General features: G+C 71.7%; 19 protein-coding genes. 9 read left to right on the forward strand and 10 right to left on the reverse strand.

What is annotated here, in order from left to right; genetic code table 11:
* The 4 genes from AB0F10_RS21640 to fabG are packed head-to-tail and all read right to left on the reverse strand — an operon-like array spanning position 1 to position 3,361.
* Positions 1-780, reverse strand: a complete 780-nt coding sequence (locus AB0F10_RS21640) for an HAD-IIA family hydrolase (protein ID WP_360218672.1) — start codon at positions 778-780, stop codon at positions 1-3.
* Positions 777-1,805: a ferrochelatase gene (locus AB0F10_RS21645; protein WP_360627716.1), complete on the reverse strand. Its 1,029-nt coding sequence runs from the start codon at positions 1,803-1,805 to the stop codon at positions 777-779. Before AB0F10_RS21645 ends, AB0F10_RS21640 begins: the two co-directional genes overlap by 4 nt.
* A 53-nt stretch (positions 1,806-1,858) precedes the next feature.
* Positions 1,859-2,626: an enoyl-ACP reductase FabI gene (fabI, locus tag AB0F10_RS21650; protein WP_360627719.1), complete on the reverse strand. Its 768-nt coding sequence runs from the start codon at positions 2,624-2,626 to the stop codon at positions 1,859-1,861.
* 30 nt (positions 2,627-2,656) lie between these two features.
* A complete protein-coding gene (fabG, locus tag AB0F10_RS21655; protein WP_360627721.1) occupies positions 2,657-3,361 on the reverse strand; it encodes a 3-oxoacyl-ACP reductase FabG in 705 nt (234 codons plus the stop codon).
* 368 nt (positions 3,362-3,729) lie between these two features.
* On the opposite strand from fabG, the gene AB0F10_RS21660 reads away from it, so the two are divergent.
* Positions 3,730-3,879: a hypothetical protein gene (locus tag AB0F10_RS21660; protein WP_360627724.1), complete on the forward strand. Its 150-nt coding sequence runs from the start codon at positions 3,730-3,732 to the stop codon at positions 3,877-3,879.
* 41 nt (positions 3,880-3,920) lie between these two features.
* On the opposite strand, the gene AB0F10_RS21665 is transcribed toward AB0F10_RS21660, so the two are convergent.
* The 3 genes from AB0F10_RS21665 to AB0F10_RS21675 form a co-directional block, all read right to left on the reverse strand.
* A complete protein-coding gene (locus AB0F10_RS21665; RefSeq protein ID WP_360627727.1) occupies positions 3,921-4,871 on the reverse strand; it encodes a VWA domain-containing protein in 951 nt (316 codons plus the stop codon).
* A complete protein-coding gene (locus tag AB0F10_RS21670) occupies positions 4,868-5,875 on the reverse strand; it encodes a DUF58 domain-containing protein (RefSeq protein ID WP_360627730.1) in 1,008 nt (335 codons plus the stop codon). The genes AB0F10_RS21665 and AB0F10_RS21670 overlap by 4 nt, the downstream gene beginning before the upstream one ends.
* 67 nt (positions 5,876-5,942) lie before the next feature.
* A complete protein-coding gene (locus AB0F10_RS21675) occupies positions 5,943-7,103 on the reverse strand; it encodes a MoxR family ATPase (protein ID WP_360627733.1) in 1,161 nt (386 codons plus the stop codon).
* Between the two features lie 300 nt (positions 7,104-7,403).
* Here AB0F10_RS21675 and AB0F10_RS21680 point away from each other — a divergent pair, with 300 nt between their 5' ends.
* The 4 genes from AB0F10_RS21680 (at position 7,404) to AB0F10_RS21695 (ending at position 10,040) form a co-directional block, all read left to right on the forward strand.
* The gene (locus AB0F10_RS21680; protein WP_360627736.1) at positions 7,404-7,625 is read left to right on the forward strand and encodes a hypothetical protein; all 222 of its coding nucleotides are present in this window, start codon (positions 7,404-7,406) and stop codon (positions 7,623-7,625) included.
* A 10-nt stretch (positions 7,626-7,635) separates the two neighbouring features.
* A complete protein-coding gene (locus tag AB0F10_RS21685) occupies positions 7,636-8,157 on the forward strand; it encodes a PH domain-containing protein (protein ID WP_360627739.1) in 522 nt (173 codons plus the stop codon).
* Between the two features lie 95 nt (positions 8,158-8,252).
* The gene (locus tag AB0F10_RS21690) at positions 8,253-9,638 is read left to right on the forward strand and encodes a PH domain-containing protein (RefSeq protein ID WP_360627783.1); all 1,386 of its coding nucleotides are present in this window, start codon (positions 8,253-8,255) and stop codon (positions 9,636-9,638) included.
* A gap of 9 nt (positions 9,639-9,647) precedes the next feature.
* Positions 9,648-10,040, forward strand: coding sequence for a thioesterase, FlK family (locus tag AB0F10_RS21695; RefSeq protein ID WP_360627742.1), 393 nt, complete (start codon positions 9,648-9,650; stop codon positions 10,038-10,040).
* Positions 10,041-10,092: 52 nt separating this feature from the next.
* On the opposite strand, the gene AB0F10_RS21700 is transcribed toward AB0F10_RS21695, so the two are convergent.
* Positions 10,093-11,031, reverse strand: coding sequence for a carbohydrate kinase (locus AB0F10_RS21700; RefSeq protein WP_360627744.1), 939 nt, complete (start codon positions 11,029-11,031; stop codon positions 10,093-10,095).
* Positions 11,032-11,148: 117 nt separating this feature from the next.
* Here AB0F10_RS21700 and AB0F10_RS21705 point away from each other — a divergent pair, with 117 nt between their 5' ends.
* Complete coding sequence (locus AB0F10_RS21705; protein ID WP_360627747.1) at positions 11,149-11,832, forward strand: superoxide dismutase; 684 nt, start codon at positions 11,149-11,151, stop codon at positions 11,830-11,832.
* 81 nt (positions 11,833-11,913) lie between these two features.
* The gene (locus AB0F10_RS21710) at positions 11,914-13,383 is read left to right on the forward strand and encodes an aminopeptidase P family protein (RefSeq protein WP_360627750.1); all 1,470 of its coding nucleotides are present in this window, start codon (positions 11,914-11,916) and stop codon (positions 13,381-13,383) included.
* 47 nt (positions 13,384-13,430) lie between these two features.
* Here the strand turns inward: AB0F10_RS21710 and AB0F10_RS21715 are convergent, their stop codons facing one another.
* Positions 13,431-14,606 carry an FAD-dependent monooxygenase gene (locus AB0F10_RS21715; RefSeq protein ID WP_360627753.1) on the reverse strand — a complete coding sequence of 392 codons (1,176 nt, stop codon included), beginning with the start codon at positions 14,604-14,606 and terminating at the stop codon, positions 13,431-13,433.
* 57 nt (positions 14,607-14,663) lie between these two features.
* Between AB0F10_RS21715 and AB0F10_RS21720 the strand changes: the two genes are divergently transcribed.
* Together AB0F10_RS21720 and AB0F10_RS21725 are read left to right on the forward strand one after the other, a co-directional pair.
* Positions 14,664-15,209 carry a helix-turn-helix domain-containing protein gene (locus AB0F10_RS21720; protein WP_360627756.1) on the forward strand — a complete coding sequence of 182 codons (546 nt, stop codon included), beginning with the start codon at positions 14,664-14,666 and terminating at the stop codon, positions 15,207-15,209.
* Between the two features lie 265 nt (positions 15,210-15,474).
* Entirely contained in the window at positions 15,475-16,449 is a 975-nt protein-coding gene (locus AB0F10_RS21725) for an ISAs1 family transposase (RefSeq protein WP_360627759.1), read from the forward strand.
* Positions 16,450-16,832: 383 nt separating this feature from the next.
* Here AB0F10_RS21725 and AB0F10_RS21730 read toward each other — a convergent pair whose 3' ends face one another.
* Positions 16,833-17,471 (reverse strand): hypothetical protein, encoded by a 639-nt coding sequence (locus tag AB0F10_RS21730; protein ID WP_360627762.1) that lies wholly within the window; start codon positions 17,469-17,471, stop codon positions 16,833-16,835.
* Positions 17,472-18,021: the final 550 nt, after the last annotated feature.

Raw genomic sequence — 18,021 nt, forward strand, 5'->3', positions numbered from 1 at the left:
TCAGATCTCGACGATCAGGTCCGCGACGCTGTCGACGATGCGCGACGGGCGGTAGGGGTAGCGCTCGCTCTCCGCGCGGGTACTGATGCCGGTCAGGACCAGGATCGTCTCCAGGCCCGCCTCCAGGCCGCAGAGCACGTCGGTGTCCATCCGGTCCCCGATCATCGCGGTGCTCTCGCTGTGCCCGCCGATGACGTTCAGCGCCGAGCGCATCATCATCGGGTTGGGCTTGCCGACGAAGTACGGCTCGACGCCGGTCGCCTTCGAGATCATCGCGGCCACGGAGCCGGCGGCCGGCAGCGCGCCCTCGTTGGAGGGGCCGGTCGGGTCCGGGTTGGTGCAGATGAAGCGGGCGCCGTCGTTGATCAGGCGGACCGCCTTGGTGATCGCCTCGAAGCTGTAGGTCCGGGTCTCGCCGAGCACCACGTAGTCCGGTGCGTAGTCGGTCAGGACGTAGCCGACCGCGTGCATCGCGGTGGTCAGGCCGGCCTCGCCGATCACATACGCGGTGCCGCCGGGCCGCTGACCGGCCAGGAACTGCGCGGTGGCCAGGGCGGCCGTCCAGATCGACTGCTCCGGCACGTCGAAGCCCATCCGGCTCAGCCGGGCCTGCAGGTCACGGGGGGTGTAGATCGAGTTGTTGGTGAGGATGAGGAACGGCTTGCCCGATTCCTTCATCCGGTTCACGAACTCGGGCGCACCTGGCACCGGGACGCCCTCGTGGACGAGCACCCCGTCCATGTCGGTGAGCCAGGTCTCGATGGCCTTACGCTCGGTCATTTGGCTCCTCGGCGTTGCGGTGACGGGCAGCAGTCGGCCGGGCACTGGTCCCAGATCGGCAGCGTACCGAGCCGTCGCCGGGGCAGAGCGGCGTTCCGCTCCTCGACGAGTTCCCGGATCATGGTGACGAAGCGCGGGTCGGTGCCGGGCGTCGCCGCGCGGGCATAACCGAGCCCGAGACGGGCGGCGGTGTCGCGGGCCTCGTTGTCGAGGTCCCAGGCCACCTCGAGGTGGTCGGAGACGAAGCCGATCGGGCTGACCACGACGTCGGTGACGTCCTTCTCCGCCAGCGCGGTCAGGTGGTCGTTGATGTCGGGCTCCAGCCACGGCACCTGCGGCGGCCCGGAGCGGCTCTGCCAGACCAGGTCCCAGGGCAGGTCGGCCGCGGCCTCGGCGTGCACCAGCGCGGCGGTCTCCCGCAACTGGGCCTCGTAGCGACCGCCGTCCGGGCCGGCGGTGGCGGCCATCGAGGCCGGGATCGAGTGTGCGGTGAAGACGATCCGGGTGCCGGCCCGGCGCCCCGGATCCAGGGTCGCCAGCGCCGCCCTGACCGCGTCGGCGTGCGGCGCGACGAAGCCGGGATGGTCGTGGAACTGCCGCAGCTTCGCCACCGCCGGCGCGCCGGGACCGACCTTGGCCCGGGCCTGCGCGATGTCCTCCCAGTACTGCCGGCAGGACGAGTAGCCGCCGTAGGCGCTGGTCGCGAAGCCGAGCGCCGAGGTGACGCCGTCGTCGCGCATCTGCGCCAGGGTGTCGGCGAGCATCGGCGCCCAGTTGCGGTTGCCCCAGTACGCGGGCAGGCCGACGCCGTGCGCCGCGAAGTCGGCCCGCACCGCGTCGAGCAGGTCCCGGCACTGCTGGTTGATCGGGGACACGCCGCCGAAGTGCCGGTAGTGCTCGGCCACCTCGGCGAGCCGTTCCTCGGGGACGCCCCGCCCGCGCGTCACGTTGCGCAGGAACGGCATCACGTCCTCTGGGCCCTCGGGGCCGCCGAACGAGAGCAGGAGAAACGCGTCGTACGCCACCGGCCCATCCTCCCCCGCCCGGGCCGGCGACGCCCACTCACCCCGCCCCCGGATCACGCACCCAGTGCGTGATATCCGCCATCGACGTGCACGATCTCCCCGGAGGTGGCCGGGAACCAGTCGGACAACAGCGCACAGACCGCCCGCGCGGCCGGCTCCTGGTCGGTCAGGTCCCAGCCCAGCGGCGCCCGCTGGGCCCAGGCCTCCTCGAACTGCTCGAAGCCCGGGATCGACTTGGCCGCCATCGTGCGCAGCGGTCCGGCCGACACCAGGTTGCTGCGGATGCCCCGCTCGCCCAGGTGCAGCGCCAGGTAACGCGACGCCGACTCGAGGCCCGCCTTGGCGACGCCCATCCAGTCGTAGACCGGCCAGGCCTTGGTCGCGTCGAAGGTCAGGCCGACGATGCTGCCGCCCTTGCCCATCAGCGGCAGGCAGGCGGTCGCCAGCGACTTGTAGGAGTAGGTCGAGACCTGCAGCGCGGTGGCCACGTCCTCCCACCGGGCATTGAGGAACTCTCCGCCGAGCACGCTCTGCGGGCCGAACGCGATCGAGTGCACGACGCCGTCGAGGCCGTCGACGTGCTCGCGGACCTTGTCGGCGAGCCCGGCCAGTTGCTCCGGGTTGGTGGCGTCCAACTCGATCACCGGCGCCGGGGCGGGCAGCCGCTTGGCGATCCGCTCGACCAGGGACATCCGGCCGAAGCCGGTCAGCACCACCGTCGCGCCGTTCTCCTGTGCGAGCTTGGCCACCGAGAACGCGATCGACGCGTCGGTGATGATGCCGGTGATCAGCAGCCGCTTGCCGGCGAGCAGTCCAGACACTTCGTTTTCTCCGTTTCGCAGGGGCACGGGTCAGTGACCCATGCCGAGGCCGCCGTCGACCGGGATGACCGCGCCCGAGATGTACGCCGCGCCGTCGCCCGCCAGGAACATCACGGCCTGCGCGACCTCGTCGGGTGCCGCGAGCCGCCCGGCCGGGATCGCCTTGAGGATCTCCGCCTTGCGGGTGTCGCTGAGCACGTCGGTCATCTCAGTGTCGATAAAGCCCGGGGCGACCACATTCGCGGTGATATTACGGCTGCCCAGCTCGCGGGTGATCGAGCGGGCCATGCCGACGAGGCCGGCCTTGCTCGCCGCGTAGTTCACCTGGCCGGGACCGCCGTAGAGCCCGACGACCGAGGAGATGAAGATGATCCGGCCCCACTTGGCGCGCAGCATCTTGCCGCTGGCCCGCTTCGCGACCCGGAACGAACCCGTCAGGTTCGTGTCCAGCACCCGGGTGAACTGCTCCTCCGACATGCGCAGCAACAGGGTGTCGTCGGTGATGCCGGCGTTCGCGACGAGCACCTCGACCGGGCCGAGTTCCTTCTCGACCGCGGCGAACGCGGCGTCGACGGCCGCGGAGTCCGTGATGTCACACTCCACACCGAACAGGCCGTCGGGGGCGCCGCTGCCGCGGTGCGTGACGGCGACCCGGTCGCCCTGCTTGGCGAACGCCTGCGCGATGGCCAGGCCGATGCCGCGGTTGCCTCCGGTCACCAACACGGTGCGGGCCACGAGTACTCCTTCACTTCGGTAATCGAACCGCTCGAAGACTAGGTGTTACCCGAGGGTAGGTGGAATCCGGCGCGTGTCCGGCACGACACCACGGCGAGCCCGGCTACTTTAAGACCGCATTAAGCGGTACGCTCATCGACGGTTCCCCAGCCCGGATCTGACAACGGAGGTGATCGCTGTGCGAGATAGCGATCCTCCCAGTCGTGGCCGGGCCGCCCGTCAGCCGCTCTGACCTCGACTGATCCGGCTCCGGCCAGGAATTTCGAGCTCGACCCGCTGACGCAGACCCACCCCGCTCCTACCTGCCGCTCCGCGGCCCCGTCCTCACGCCGGGGCCCGGCCGGCGTCGTGCGCCGCGACGGAGCAGGGTGCCGGCCGCGACGCCTCGTGTGCGCACTTTCCCCATCGGTAACCACCGGAAAGTCAATGCCATGAACCGATTCGTCGCACCGCTGAGCTTCACCATCGCCGCCGCCTGGGTCGTCGTCATCTTCGTGCTGGTGCACAGCGCGCCCTGACGTGGTTCCGGCGACCAGGTCCTGGTCGCCGGCCTGAGGCCTCAGGGCAACCGGGACGTCCACAGCAGACTCATCGCCGCCGCGATCAGGGCCAGCAGCAGCGCCACCCCGGCGTACCACTGGGTCACCTCGCGCGGCGCCACCCGATGGCCGATCGAGCTGCCCATGTCCTCGTACACCTTCTTCAGCTCACTGACCGACGCCGCCTCGTAGAAGTATCCGTTCGTCTTGTCCGCGAGCTGCTGCAACGACAGCCGGTCGACCGGCACCTGCTTCATCTCGCCGCGGATGTCCACCACGCCGGTGTCGGTGCCGAACGCGATCGTCGAGACCGGGACGTTCGCCTGTGCCGCGGCGGCGGCGGCGTCCTCGGTCGACCGGCCCGAGGTCCGGTACCCGTCGGAGAGCAGCACGATGCGCGCCGGCGGCGCGCCGTCCGCGCCGTCCGCCGGCACCGTGCGGATCGCGTCGAGCGAGGTGAAGACCGCCTCACCGGTCGCCGTGGCCTCGGCCAGGGTCAGGCCCTCGATGCCGGCGACCACCGCCGCCCGGTCCTTGGTCGGCGAGACCAGCACGTTCGCCGACTTCGCGAACGACACCAGGCCCAGGTTGTAGGTCGGCGGCAGCTCCTGCACGAACGCCTTCGCCGCCTCCTGCGCCGCCTCGATGCGGTTCGGCCGCACGTCGTCGGCCTCCATCGACAGCGAGACGTCGATCGCCAGCATCACCGTCGCGCGCTCGAGCGGCTCCTCGCGGTCGAGCGACGGGCGGGCCATCGCCAGGGCGAGGGTCAGCAGGCTCAGCAGAAACGCGCCGGCCGCCGCGTGCCGGCGCCAGCCGAGGCCCTTCGGCGCCAGCGTGCGCAGCAGGTCCACGTTGGTGAACTTCATCGCGTACGTGCGGCGGCGGAACTGGCGCCACCCGTAGGCCGCCGCGACGAGCAGGACGGGGAGCAGGGCGAGCAGCCACCAAGGCTGCAGGAAACGAATCATCGGGTGGTCCCCCGGGTGCGAGCGTGTCGTTGGGCGGCCACGAAGCGGACGATGTCCAGCAGCCAGTCGGAATCGGTGCGCAGTCTCAGGTGTGCCGCGCCGGCGGCGCGCAGCGCCCGGGCGATCTCGCCGCGCTGGTGCCCGGCCGCCTCCGCGTATCGGGCCCGCAGCGCCGGGTCGGCGGTCTGCACCTCGTGCAGCAGGCCGGTCTCCGGGTCGGCGAGGGTGAGCACGCCGACGTCGGGCAGCACCAGCTCGCGCGGGTCGACCACCTCGATCGCCAGCACGTCGTGCCGGACGCCCAGCTTGCGGACCGGCCGGGACCAGCCCTCGACCGGCGCCATGAAGTCCGAGATGACCACGGCGACACCCCGGCGGCGCGGCGGCCGGTTCAGCATGTCGATCAGCTCACCCAGGTCGGCACGGCCGGGCCTGATCCGGGTACGGGCGATGGCGCGCAGCAGGCCCTGCGCCTCCTTGCGCCCGGGGCGCGCCGGCATCCGTACGGTCGAGGGCTGCTCCGGCGCCGGCGGGGCCGCCGCGCGGCGCCGCCACAGGCCGCCCGGCTCGCGGGCCACCGCGCCCGAGCCGGTGCCGACCACGGCGCCGATCCGGTTGCCGCCGCGCACGGTCAGGTGTGCCATCGCCGTGGCCGCCGCCAGCGCCAGGTCGCGCTTGAGCATCGCGGCCGTGCCGAAGTCGAGGCTCGCCGACAGGTCCACCGCCATCCAGGTCTCCAGTTCACGGTCGGCGACGGTGCGCCGCACGTGCGGGAGGGTGGTCCGGGCCGTCACCGGCCAGTCCATCCGCCGCACGTCGTCGCCGGGCCGGTATTCCCGGCTCTCGCCGGCCTCGCTGCCCGGACCGGGCAGCAGCCCCACGTAGTCGCCCTGCAGCAGGCCGTCCAGCTTGCGGGTCACCAGCAGCTGCAGCCGGGACAGCACCGCCTCGGCCCGGGCGCCGGCCGCGTCCGCCTCGGCCCGGCGAACGTCAGCGGCCGTCATGACCGGCTGCACCGAGCGTAGCGACGGCCGGGAGGGTAGGACAGCGGGTCGGCGTCATGCCGGACCATCACTGCTGGCCCGGCCAGGCGGCCTGGGGCTGCGGCTGGGGCTGCGGGTACGGCGGCTGGGACTCGAACGCGGGGACGCCGCTGGCCGGTGCCGGGACGCCGGAGACCTGGTGGCCGTTCGGCGAGGTGCCCTGGCGGGAGGCGACCGACGGCATCGGCACGGCACCCATGATCCGCGCGACGATGTGGTCGGCCGGGATGTCGTCGGCGAGCGCGTCGTAGCTGAGCACCAGCCGGTGCCGCAGGATGTCCGGGGCGACGTCCTGCACGTCCTGCGGCAGCGCGTAGTCGCGGCCTCGCAGCAGGGCCAGGGCCCGGGTCGCGCGGACGATGCCGAGCGAGGCGCGCGGGCTGGCGCCGTACTGGATGAGCTGGGCGACGTCGGGCATGCCGTGCTGTGCCGGCGCGCGGGTGGCGAGCACCAGCCGGACCGTGTAGTCGACCAGGGCGTTGTGCACGAAGACCTGGTCGGCGCGGCGCTGCAGGGCGAGCAGGTCCTCGGAGGTGAAGATCTGCTTCGGCTCCGGCGGGCTGACACCCATCCGGTAGACGATCTCGCGCTCCTCGGCGTCCGTCGGGTAGCCCACCAGGATCTTCATCAGGAAGCGGTCGCGCTGCGCCTCGGGCAGCGGGTAGACGCCCTCCTGCTCGATCGGGTTCTGCGTCGCCATGACCAGGAACGGGTCCGGCACCGCGTGCGACTCGCCGCCGATCGACACCTGGTGCTCGGCCATGACCTCGAGCAGCGCCGACTGCACCTTCGCCGGGGCGCGGTTGATCTCGTCGGCGAGCAGGAAGTTGACGAACACCGGGCCGAGCTCGACGTCGAACTTCTCGCTCGACTGCCGATAGATCCGGGTGCCGACGATGTCGGCGGGCACCAGGTCGGGGGTGAACTGGATCCGGGAGAACGAGCCGCCGACCACCCGGGCCAGGGTCTCCACCGCCAGCGTCTTCGCGACGCCGGGCACGCCCTCGAGCAGGCAGTGGCCGCGCGCCAGCAGCGCGACGAACATCCTTTCGATCATCCGGTCCTGGCCGACGATCACGCGTTTGACCTCGAACATGGCGCGTTCGAGTTGCGTGGCGTCCTGCGCTGGCGGCACCGGGGCGCCCGGATCGGCGCTGGTCGTGCCCTCGGGCGTGGTCGGCTCGGCCACCGGTCCTCCATCGAGATTTCGCTGATCCGCATCGCGCCGGCACGGGTGCCGACGCTCAAGACTTACACGACCATGCTTGGAGGTGGCGGGCAGAGCCGCATTACATCGACCGCAAGTAGCCGGAGATGTCGATCTTTCTGCGCGATGCGCTCGAACGGGCACTCCAGCGGGTAGACGGAATCCCGGATCCGCCGTGTAACATTCAGCGCGTCGCCGGGCGACTTCCCCCGTGGTCGCCCGGCGCTCAAACTCCCCTCCGGTCACCGTCCCGCAGGCAGTCAGTGCGGATAGTGTTTCGGTGTGGTCGAGGATCTTGCACCCCAGTGTTCAGCCAAGGGCTGCCGTGCGCCCGCGGTCTGGGCTCTGCTCTGGAACAACCCCAAGCTGCACGATCCGGCGTACCGGAAGACCTGGCTGGCCTGCGACGATCACCGGAAGTCCCTCGGCGATTTCCTCGGCGCGCGCGGGTTCCTGCGCGAGGTCACCGAGTTCAGGGCGACGCCGCACGACAGCACGCCCTAGGCTTTCTGCTGTGACCGAGCCCAGCGCACCGGCGCCCGCACCCACCGACCCGCTCGAGCCGTGGCCCGATACGGTCGCCTGGCGGCCGGTCTCGCGCAGCCTGATCACTGTGGAGTTGATCAACCGCGCGATCTGGGTGGTGATCCTGCTGGGCGGCCTCTGCGCCGGCTGGCTGCTCACCGACCACTGGGCCTGGCCGGCGGCCATGGCCGCGGCCCTGGTCTTCGCGGCCTGGCGCTCCGTCGTGACGGTCCGGGCCGTCAAGGCCTGGGGGTACGCGGAACGCGACAACGACCTGCTGGTCCGCCACGGCCTGCTGATCCGCCGCCTCTCGATCGTCCCGTACGCGCGGATGCAGTTCGTGGACGTCACCGCGGGCCCGCTGGAACGGGCGTTCAAGCTGGCCACGGTCCAGTTGCACACGGCGTCGGCGGCCAGCGACGCGCGGATCCCGGGCCTGCCGCCGGAGGAGGCGTCCCGCCTGCGCGACCGGCTCACCGCGCTGGGCGAGGACCGGGCCGAGGGCCTGTGACCGCCGACGCGCGTCCCCAGCCGGACCCTCACCGGGGCACGCCCCCGCAGCCGGAGCCCGCGACCCAGCCCGCCGCCGACCCGTCGGCGCAGCCGGTGGCCGACGAGCCGCGACGGCGGCTGCACCCGCTCAGCCCGCTGCTCAACGGCGCCAGGTCCATCGCCGTGATCGTCGTCGCGCTCAGCTGGCAGACGCTGTCGGAGGTGGGGCCCGGGCGGTTCGCCCTGGTGGTCACGGTGATCGCGATCGGCGTGGTGATCTTCTCGCTGGTCGGCTGGCTCAACACCGGCTATCACGTCGTCGGCCGGGAGCTGCGGATCCAGGACGGGCTGATCTGGCGGCGCAACCGGGCCATCCCGCTCGACCGGCTGCAGGCCGTCGAGCTGCGGCGGCCGCTGCTCGCACAGCTCACCGGCCTCGCCGAGCTCCGGCTCGAGGTGGTCGGCGGCGGCAAGACCGAGGCGCCGCTGGCCTACCTGACCGTGCGGGAGGCGGCCGCGCTGCGGGAACGGCTGCTCGCGCTCGCCGGGCGTACGCCGGGCGCCACCGGCCGGGCCGCCGCGGACCCGGTGACCGGGACGCCCGCGATCGAGCGTCCGATGCTGCGGGTCGGCAACCAGGACCTGGTGGTCAGCCAGCTGCTCACCCCGCAGGCCCTGCTGCTGCCGCTCGGCGTGGCGTTCGTGACGACGCAGTTCGTGCTGGAAGGCTCGTGGACCTTCATCGGGATCGCCAGCACGGTGACCGCGATGGCGGGCGTGCTGCTGCAGCCGGTCCGCCGGGTGCTGCAGGACTGGGACTTCCGGCTCGCGCGCGACCCGGACGGCCGGCTCGCCGTCCGCCACGGGCTGGTGGAGACCCGCAGCCAGATCGTCCCGCTCAACCGGGTGCAGTCCATCGGCGTCACCTGGCCGCTGTTCTGGCGCGCGAAGGGCTGGCTGCACATGCGGCTGGACATCGCCGGCTACGCGGGCCCGCAGGCGGGCAACGACAAGCACTCCGACCGGCTGCTGCCCGTCGGCGTCTTCGCCACCGCCCGGGCGCTGGCCTGGGACGTGCTGCCCGGCGTCGACCTGGCCGCCCTCGTCACCACCCCGCCGCCGGCCCGGGCCCGCTGGCTGAACCCCATCGCGCTCACATCGATGGGCGCGGGCCTGACCGACGAGGTCTTCGTGTCCCGCGCCGGCCTGCTGACCCGCGAGCTGACCATCGTCCCGTACGCCCGCCTGCAGAGCGTGCGGGTCATACAGGGGCCGCTGCAGCGGCTGCTCGGCCTGGCGACCGTCTACGGCGACACCGCCGGCGGCCGGTCCGGGGTGGCCCGGGACCGCGATGTCGCCGAGGCCTGGTGGCTCGCCGAGCAACTCTCGCTGCGGGCCCGGCACGCCCGTGGCCCGGCGCCGCAGACGACCGCCGATCCGGCGCCGGATCGGCCGGCGCCGGAGGACGACTCTTACTGGCAAAGACCCGCGCGGCCTTAAGCTGTCGGCATGGAGCTTCCGGAATTCTCGCCCGGCCTCAGTGCCCGGGTCGAGTTGACCGTCACCGACGCCGACACCGCCCAGGCCCTCGGCTCGGGCGACGTGCCCGTGCTCGGCACGCCCCGGGTGCTCGCGCTCGCCGAGGCCGCCACGGTCGCCGCCACCGCCCGCAAGCTGCCGGGCGGCGTGACGACGGTCGGCACCCGCGCCGAGGTCGAGCACCGCGCGCCGACGCCGGTCGGGCGCCGGGTCACCGCGCTGGCCACCCTCACCAAGGTGGACGGGCGCAAGCTGCTCTTCGAGGTCGCGATCCGCGACGGCGAGGAGCTGGTCGCCGAGGTGCGCGTCGAGCGGGTGCTGCTCGACCGGCAGCGCTTCATCGCCAAGGCCCTCGGCGCCTGACCGCCGTACCCGCCGGTCTGGCGCTTGAACCGGAAGTTGCGGGCGGCGTCCACTAGATCAGCGCGCCCCAGCGGGCGGCGAGTTCGTCGTTGGTCGGCATCGCCACCGCGCCGCCCGGGCGTTCGCACACCAGGCCGGCCACGGCCAGCGCGAAGCGCACGTGGCGCTGCCAGTCCTCGAGGGCCGCCGGCCGGCCCTCCGCCAGCAGGCGCCGGACCAGCGCGGCCATCACGGAGTCGCCGGCGCCCGTCGCGTCGACGGCGGCCACCGACGGCGCGGGCAGCATCGCCGAGCCCTCCCCGGTCGCCACGTAGGCGCCCTTCGAGCCGCAGGTCACCACGACCGCCCGCGCGCCGGCCTCGAGGATGTGCTTCGCCGCCGTCGCCGGGGTCGCGCCGTCCCACAGCACCTCGGCGTCGGCGGAGCTCAGCTTCACCAGGTCCGCCGTCGCGAAGAACTCCTCGACGAGGTCGCGCAGTTCGTTCACCGCGGCGGCGTCGGGCAGCAGCTTCGGGCGCACGTTCGGGTCGAAAACCCGCAGCGGCCCCGGCACCGCCCAGGCCTTGCGGGCCGCGGCGCGGAACGGCTCGCGCATCAGGCAGATCGACCCGGTGTACACGACGTCGGCGCCGGCGATCACCGCGTCGTCGATGTCCTCGGGGCGCAGCAGGGCGTAGGACGGCGGCTCGCCGTAGAACTGGAAGGTCGGCTCGGCGCCGACGAACGTGGTCACCGCGAGGGTGGTCGGCACGCCCACCCGGGTCACGCCGGCGCTGTCGATTCCGGTCTCCCGCAGGAACGCGGCGATCCGGTCGCCGAGGGCGTCGTTGCCGAGCGAGCCGAGGTACCGCACGTCGCCGCCGAGCCGGGTGGCGCCGATCGCGACGTTCAGCGGCGCGCCGCCGATCGCCTGACGGTAGATCAGCTCGCCGTCGCGCTCGTCCTCCAGCAGGTCGACCAGAGCTTCCCCGAGCACCACCGCGTAGCCCATTCCGATCCCCCAAACGCACCGCATCCGTGTGTGCAGTCAGCCTTACGCCCGCGGCTCGAGAAAGCCAGCGCCTTGCAAATGCTCGCCCGTTTTGTCCTTATTTGGCATGATTCACCCATGCGCCTACCCCGGCTTGCCCTATCCTGTCTGCTCGTCGCCGTCCTCTCCGGCTGCACCGACGCCACCCCGAGCGGCGAACGGACCTACTCCCCGCCGCCGGGCTCCACCCCGTGGTTCGTCAGCGGCCCGCCCGGCTCGGCGCGCCCCTCGCCGAGCGCGTCCCGGGGCGGCCCCGACGCACCGCTGACCCAGGGCGTGGTCACCGGAACCTTCCTGCCGTACCCGCAGAGCACCATCGCGATCACCTACGACCCCAAGGTGGTCCCGCCGGGCTCGACGGCACAGGTCGTGATCAGCCGGACCGCGAGCGGAACCTGGGTGCGGCTCGCGGTCACCGGCATGGTGCCGCGCCGGGCGTACGGCGCGCACCTGCACCGCCAGCAGTGCACCTCGGTCCCGGCCGACGCCGGCCCGCACTACCAGCACGTGCCCGACCCGGCGGCCGCCGCGTCGCCGCCCTCGGTCGACCCGTCGTACGCGAACCCGCGCAACGAGATCTGGCTCGACTTCACCGCCGACGCCCACGGCGCCGCGACCGTCGCCACCGCCGTCAGGTGGCATCTCGACCAGATCGAGCCGCCCCGGTCGCTGATCGTGCACGCCCAGCCGACCAGCACCGCCGCGGGTACCGCCGGCACCGCCGGACCCCGGGTGGCATGCATGACGCTGGCCAGGCAGTGACGCCCGGGTGCTCTTGATCTTGGTCAGGCGGTAACGTCAGGGCGGGACCAGCGACGCCGCACTGACGACGGGAGGGCCATCATGGCCGAGCAGAACGAGGGCACGACCGCTCCGAAGACCGAGTCGCACGACCCGGACTTCCCCGAGGCGTTCCTGCAGTTCATGCGCACCGGCTGGCGCGACGACGCGCTGAACGTGACGCCCCGCCCGGAGGCGCCCAACTACGCCAAGCGCCGCGCCGCGCTCTCCGACGCCTTCCCCGGCGAGACGCTGATCATCCCGTCCGGCGGCGAGAAGGTGCGCGCCAACGACACCGACTACCCGTTCCGGCCCGGCAGCGACTTCGTCTACCTGACCGGCGACAGCGACCCGGACAGCGTGCTGGTCATGCGGCCCAGCGGCTCCGGGCACGACGCGGTGGTCTACAGCCGGCAGCGCTCCTCCAAGGAGACCGACGAGTTCTTCCGCAACCGCGACGGCGAGCTGTGGGTCGGCCGCCGGCACACCCTGCGCGAGAAGTCGACCGAGCTGGGCCTGGAGACCGCGCCCTACGGCGCGCTCGGCCAGGCGCTCGGCGAGTGCGCGCCGGCCCGCACCCGGGTGCTGCGCGGCCTGGCGCCGGTCGTCGACCGGGCCATCCTGGCCTACGAGCCCGACCCGCAGGTCCGCCGCGACCGCGCCCTCGCCTCGGTGATCTCCGAGCTCAAGCTGGTCAAGGACGAGTGGGAGATCGCGCAGCTGCAGGACGCGATCGACGCGACCGTCCGCGGCTTCGAGGACGTGGCCCGGATCCTGCCCGCCGACCGAAGCGTCAAGGAGCGGCTGCTCGAGGGCGTCTTCGGCCTGCGCGCCCGGGTCGACGGCAACGACATCGGCTACGGCAGCATCGTCGGCGCCGGCGCGCACGCGACGATCCTGCACTGGGTCCGCAACACCGGCGTCACCACCCCGGGCGAGCTGCTGCTGATGGACATGGGCGTCGAGGGACACACCTTCTACACCGCCGACGTGACGCGCACGGTCCCGGTCTCGGGCACCTTCACCCCGCTGCAGCGCCAGGTCTACGACATCGTGCACTCCTCGCAGCAGGCCGGCATGGACGCGATCAGGCCGGGCGTGAAGTTCCACGACGTGCACCTGGCGTGCATGCGGGTGCTGGCCGAGGGCCTGCACGACCTGGGCCTGCTGCCGGTCAGCGTGGACGAGGCGATGGACGAGAAGTCCACGGTGTACCGCCGCTGGACGCTGCACGGCTTCGGCCACATGCTCGGCATCGACGTGCACGACTGCTCGGCCGCCCGCAAGGAGACCTACCGCGACGGCGCGCTCGGCGAGGGCTACGTGCTGACGGTCGAGCCCGGTCTCTACTTCCAGCCCGAGGACGACCTGGTCCCGGAGGAGCTGCGCGGCGTCGGCGTCCGCATCGAGGACGACGTGCTGGTCACGGCCGACGGCTGCCGCAACCTGTCGGCGGGGCTGCCGCGCTCGTCCGCGGAGGTCGAGACCTGGCTGGCCGCGCAGCGCGAGGCCGGCCCGCGCCTGCCCGGCTAGGGCGTACCCGCTGGGCCCGGCTCGGGCCGCCATGATCCAGATGCGCCCTAGGGAACGTCCTGCTGGTCCTGCCGGGCCGGCAGGACCAGCGCCGTCGCCGCCCGGCGCTGGTCGCGCCCGATCAGGTCGGCCCGGGCCAGCAGCGGCAGCAGCCGGAAGGCCTGGTTGCGCATCCAGAGCTGCCCCCGGGTACGCGGCAGGACGCCGATGCCGCCGTCCGCCAGCGCCTGGTTGCGGGTGACGTAGTCGCGCATCCTCGCCTCGTAGGCCGCCGGCGTCCCGTTGCGCAGCTCACCCGCGAGGACGTAGGCGCCGGCGAGGGCGAGGCTGGTGCCCTGCCCGGTGAGAAACGAGGGCGCGTACGCCGCGTCGCCGACGAGCACGACCCGGCCGGCGACCCAGCCCGGCATCCGGATCTGGCTGACCGTGTCGAAGTAGACGTCGTCCGCCCCGGCCAGCGCGCCGAGCAGGCCGGGGACCTCGCCGCCCAGGCCCGCGAAGGCGCCGGCGACGAGGTCGGCGCGGCCGGTGGCGTCCCGGCCGGGCTCCGGCGTCGCGAACGCCAGCATGGCGTGCACCCAGGGCTGCTCGCCGACGGCGTAGATGGCGGCCAGCCGGCCCGGCGTGTTCTGCAGGATCCCCTCGTGCGACCAGCCTCCGGTGTTCGGCGCGGTGAAGCCGGCGAAGCAGCAGCCCAGGTAGCGGTGGTAGTCGCGCTCCGGCCCGAACGCCAGCCGGCGCGTGTTGGAGTGCAGGCCGTCGGCGCCGACCACATAGTCGAAGCTGCGCGGGCCGCCCCGCTCGAACGTGACGTCGACGCGGTCGTGGTGTGAGTCGAGGGTGGCGATCGAGTCGCCGAAGACGTACTCCACGTCGTCGCGGGTGCGGGCGTACAGGATCGAGGTCAGGTCGCCGCGGGGCAGCTCGACGTCGGTGCTGTCCCGCGTGCCGGTGATGTCGCCGGGCCGGAAGGCGGCGATCGTGCGCCCGGCCCCGTTGAGCACGCTGATCCGCGCGGTGTCGATGTGAGCGGCGCGCACCTGCGGGAGCACGCCCATGCGTTCGACCACGTCGACGGCGGTGCCGCGAATGTCGATGGGATAGCCGCCGCCGCGGATCAAGCCGGACTTCTCCACGACGGTGACGTCGAAGCCGTAGCGGTGCAGCCAGTAGGCGAGTGCGGGCCCGGCGACGCTGGCGCCGGAAATCAGAACGCTGGTCATACCCCCATGCTTGCTTACCGGTCGGCAAGTAGTCAACCGGTCGGTTAGTATGTAGACATGCCACGGCTGAACACCGACACCCGCGAAGAGGTCAAGACCGTCGCCCTGCGGCTGTTCTCCACCCGCGGCTTCGAGCAGACCAGTCTGCGCGAGATCGCCGAGGAGCTCGGCATCACCAAGGCGGCGCTCTATTACCACTTCGCCTCGAAGCACGACCTGCTCAGCGCGCTGATCACGCCGCTGGTGGAGGACCTTCAGGCGTTCTTCGCCGGCGCCGAGGCCAGGGCGCGGACCGACCAGCGCGGGGTGCTGGAGGACTACTTCGACATGTGCGCCCGGCACCGGCAGGTCTTCGCCGGGCTGCTGCGCGACGTCCAGGTGCTCAGCGAGCTGGACCTGGTCGCCACGATGATCCACTGGCGGAGCCGGCTCGACGCCATGCTGGTCGGCGACGACCCGGTGGACCGGGTACGCGCGGTCGTGGCCCTCGGCGGCCTACAGGACTGCGTGATCCTCTTCCCCGGAGACGCGGCCACCGCCGCGATCCGCACGCACGCGATCGACGCGGCCCTGCGCGCACTCACTCCACACCCGAGCGTCTAGGTTCTGCCCCGAGCAGCGGAACTGATCTTCGGGCTCGAAGGGCCGGCAGGACTCGCCGCGCTGGGAGCACCCTTCCCATCCACGCATAGTGAGCCATCTTCCACCCGGCCTCGGGCCCAGGGTGATTGCGTAGTCTGATGACCGGGCTCTGAGCTGGTGTTATGCGTGGTGAGTGGCCGATGTGGAGGCGATGGAGACGGGTGAGATCACTCGGGTGATCATGAAGTTCTCTACGCTTTACGACCGCTGAGGACCTCACCCGCCGATGGCATCTTCTCTCATTCCCGCACTGACCGTGACGGCACCTGCCGACTACACCACGACCACGCCTGTCACCGACGGTGAACGTGGTGGTCTGGTACTCGCGCTCGCTGCGGTTCCAGACCCTCGGGATCCGCGCGGCGTGCGGTATCCGCTGAGCGCGCTGCTCGCGGTGGCCGTGTGTGCGGTCCTGGCCGGGGCGTCGTTGTTCGCCGCGATCACCGACTGGCTACACGATCTCGACGAACAGATGCAGGCCCGGCTCGGGTTCACCCGCGGCATACCGGCAGGGACAACGATATGGCGGTTACCGACCCGCCTCGACGCGGCCCTGCTCACAGCGATTCTCGCCGACTGGCTGCGTACCCGCACCCCGGCGTCACCGCGCCCGCGCCGATACCGCATGGTGATCGCCGTCGACGGCAAAACCTTCCGAGGTTCCCGCGTCGACGGCCGCCAGATCCACCTGCTGTCCGCGCTGGACACCAGCACCGGCATCGTCCTGGCCCAAGTCACCATCGACGCCAAAAGCAACGAGATCCCCGCCTTCGGCCCGCTGCTCGACGCCGTCGAGGCCGTGCTCGGCACCCCCGGCGGCATCGGCTTCCCGCACGCGCAGCAGGCCGTCCGGATCACCCGCACCCGATCCGTCGCAGGCAAAACCAGCCGCGAAGCGGCCTACCTGACCGTCTCACTACCTGCCGGGCAGGCTCTGCCGGTCGACCTTCAGACCTGGATCCGCCGGCACTGGCACATCGAAAACCGCCTGCACCACGTCAAAGACGTGACATTCCGTGAAGACCAACACCAAGCCCGAACAGCCAACGGACCCGCCGTCATCGCGACCCTGCGTAACACCGCAATCGGCTGGCACCGAACCACCGGCGCCACCAACATCGCCCGCGCAACCCGACAAGCCAACCGCCGCTCACACGACCTCATCACCGCAGTAACCAGCAGTTACCCGACAACGCAATGACCCTGACCTGGCGGGCGGCGCCGGACGGGCCGATGCCGTGCAGTTGCTGCAGTTGGCTGCCGGTCGAGGCCGGCACATCCTCGCCGCCGGGGGAGATGACGTTTCGTATCCTCCGGGCCGGACTGGCGGGTGGTCGCGGTGACCAACCAGTCGACCCGCTATTGCCCCGGAGCCGGATTCGCGGGAAGCGTACTTCGAACAACGCGGTCGTCGTGGCCCAACCTCGGAGCCATGTCGTGATGGTGCGCAGCACCGTCGCTTCCAGCGAGTGGCTTGCCGGAACAGTGCACGCCGACGGCGCCGGTACGTCCAAAGAAGCTAGGTCTCCTGGCCCGGGCGCGCCAGGAGAGTGAGAACCAACGACCAGTCCGGACTGCGTGCGTTCAGGGCGACAGGCACGTGCTGTCGGGCAATTGACCTGCGGTCCAGGACTGGGAGCCTTCTCCATCGGCGAACAGTAGGACGCATTCTGCGCCGGCTGGGACGGCCAAGAGCAGGCTGCCTGCTGGTGCGGGATCATCGGGCCGCGCGGTCCGGATCACGGCCGTCGAATAGCCGGCCTTCTCGAGTGCCGCGCGGACCTGTCCGGCGGTAGGCGGCAATATCTCTACCGAGCACGCGTCGCCGGATTCGTCGATGTACTCGCACGGTCCTTCTCGACCTGGCGGAATGATCGAGTCGATACGCCCGCGTAGCTTGTCAGCATCGGTGCGTCGGATCGCCGGCACGGGCACGCGCCGGGCCAGGTCGGCGATGTACCTGTCGCAGTGCGGGTTGACCATCGACTCAACGCACATGATGCCTTGATTCCCCGGGGATCCGGCTACGGCCCCGGCTGTCGAGCTTGGGGTTGGACTCCGGGTGGGAGGTGCGGCCGCGTCTTCGTCGGATCCGTGCGACGCGACTATCGGTACGGTGACGGCACCGGCTGTCAGCAGGCCGATGGCGACCGCTGCGACCAGTCGTCGACGTGGGCTCGATGATGTGGCGCCGTCAACCCGGCCGGTGTCGATGGCGTTCACGGCGGTAGCCTAATGGTCGACTTCGAGATGGCGCGAGTTCCCGCCCGTCACCTGGCCACCGAGTTGACGGGGATCCCTGACCGCCACCTGCGTCGTCACGCTCGATCGCCCGCCTCCCGCGCCGGTCAGCATCTGAACTACCGATGACAATGTGCGTAGATTCGAAGCCGGTTATGCGAGGAATCTCGCCCGGTCAGTGAGGCTTTCCGAGTAACGGTCGTTGACGTTGTGTGACGCGATTTCAGGTGGTCCGGCCGTGTTCGATGTGCAGGATCACGGCAAACGGCGAGTTGCCCGACGTGACAGCCCTTGCCGCCTCGTACCGGGAACAGGTACCTGCCGTCACCGAGGTCGGACCGTCTCCTGCATTTCCAGCACTCGACGCCGGACGGAACCAGGTACCAGCCCCTTCGGTGGACCGGCCAGCTTCTCGAGGGCCTTCGCGGAGGGGCGCCCGCCACCACAGGCGTGGTCGCAGGCACCGGTGCGACCGGAGTTGGAACGGACGAGGGCGAGGGGGTGCCGGCGCGGAACCGCAAGCGGCGAGGCC

Origin of the sequence: Actinoplanes sp. NPDC026623, assembly GCF_040638275.1 — a bacterium.
Classification (GTDB): domain Bacteria; phylum Actinomycetota; class Actinomycetes; order Mycobacteriales; family Micromonosporaceae; genus Actinoplanes.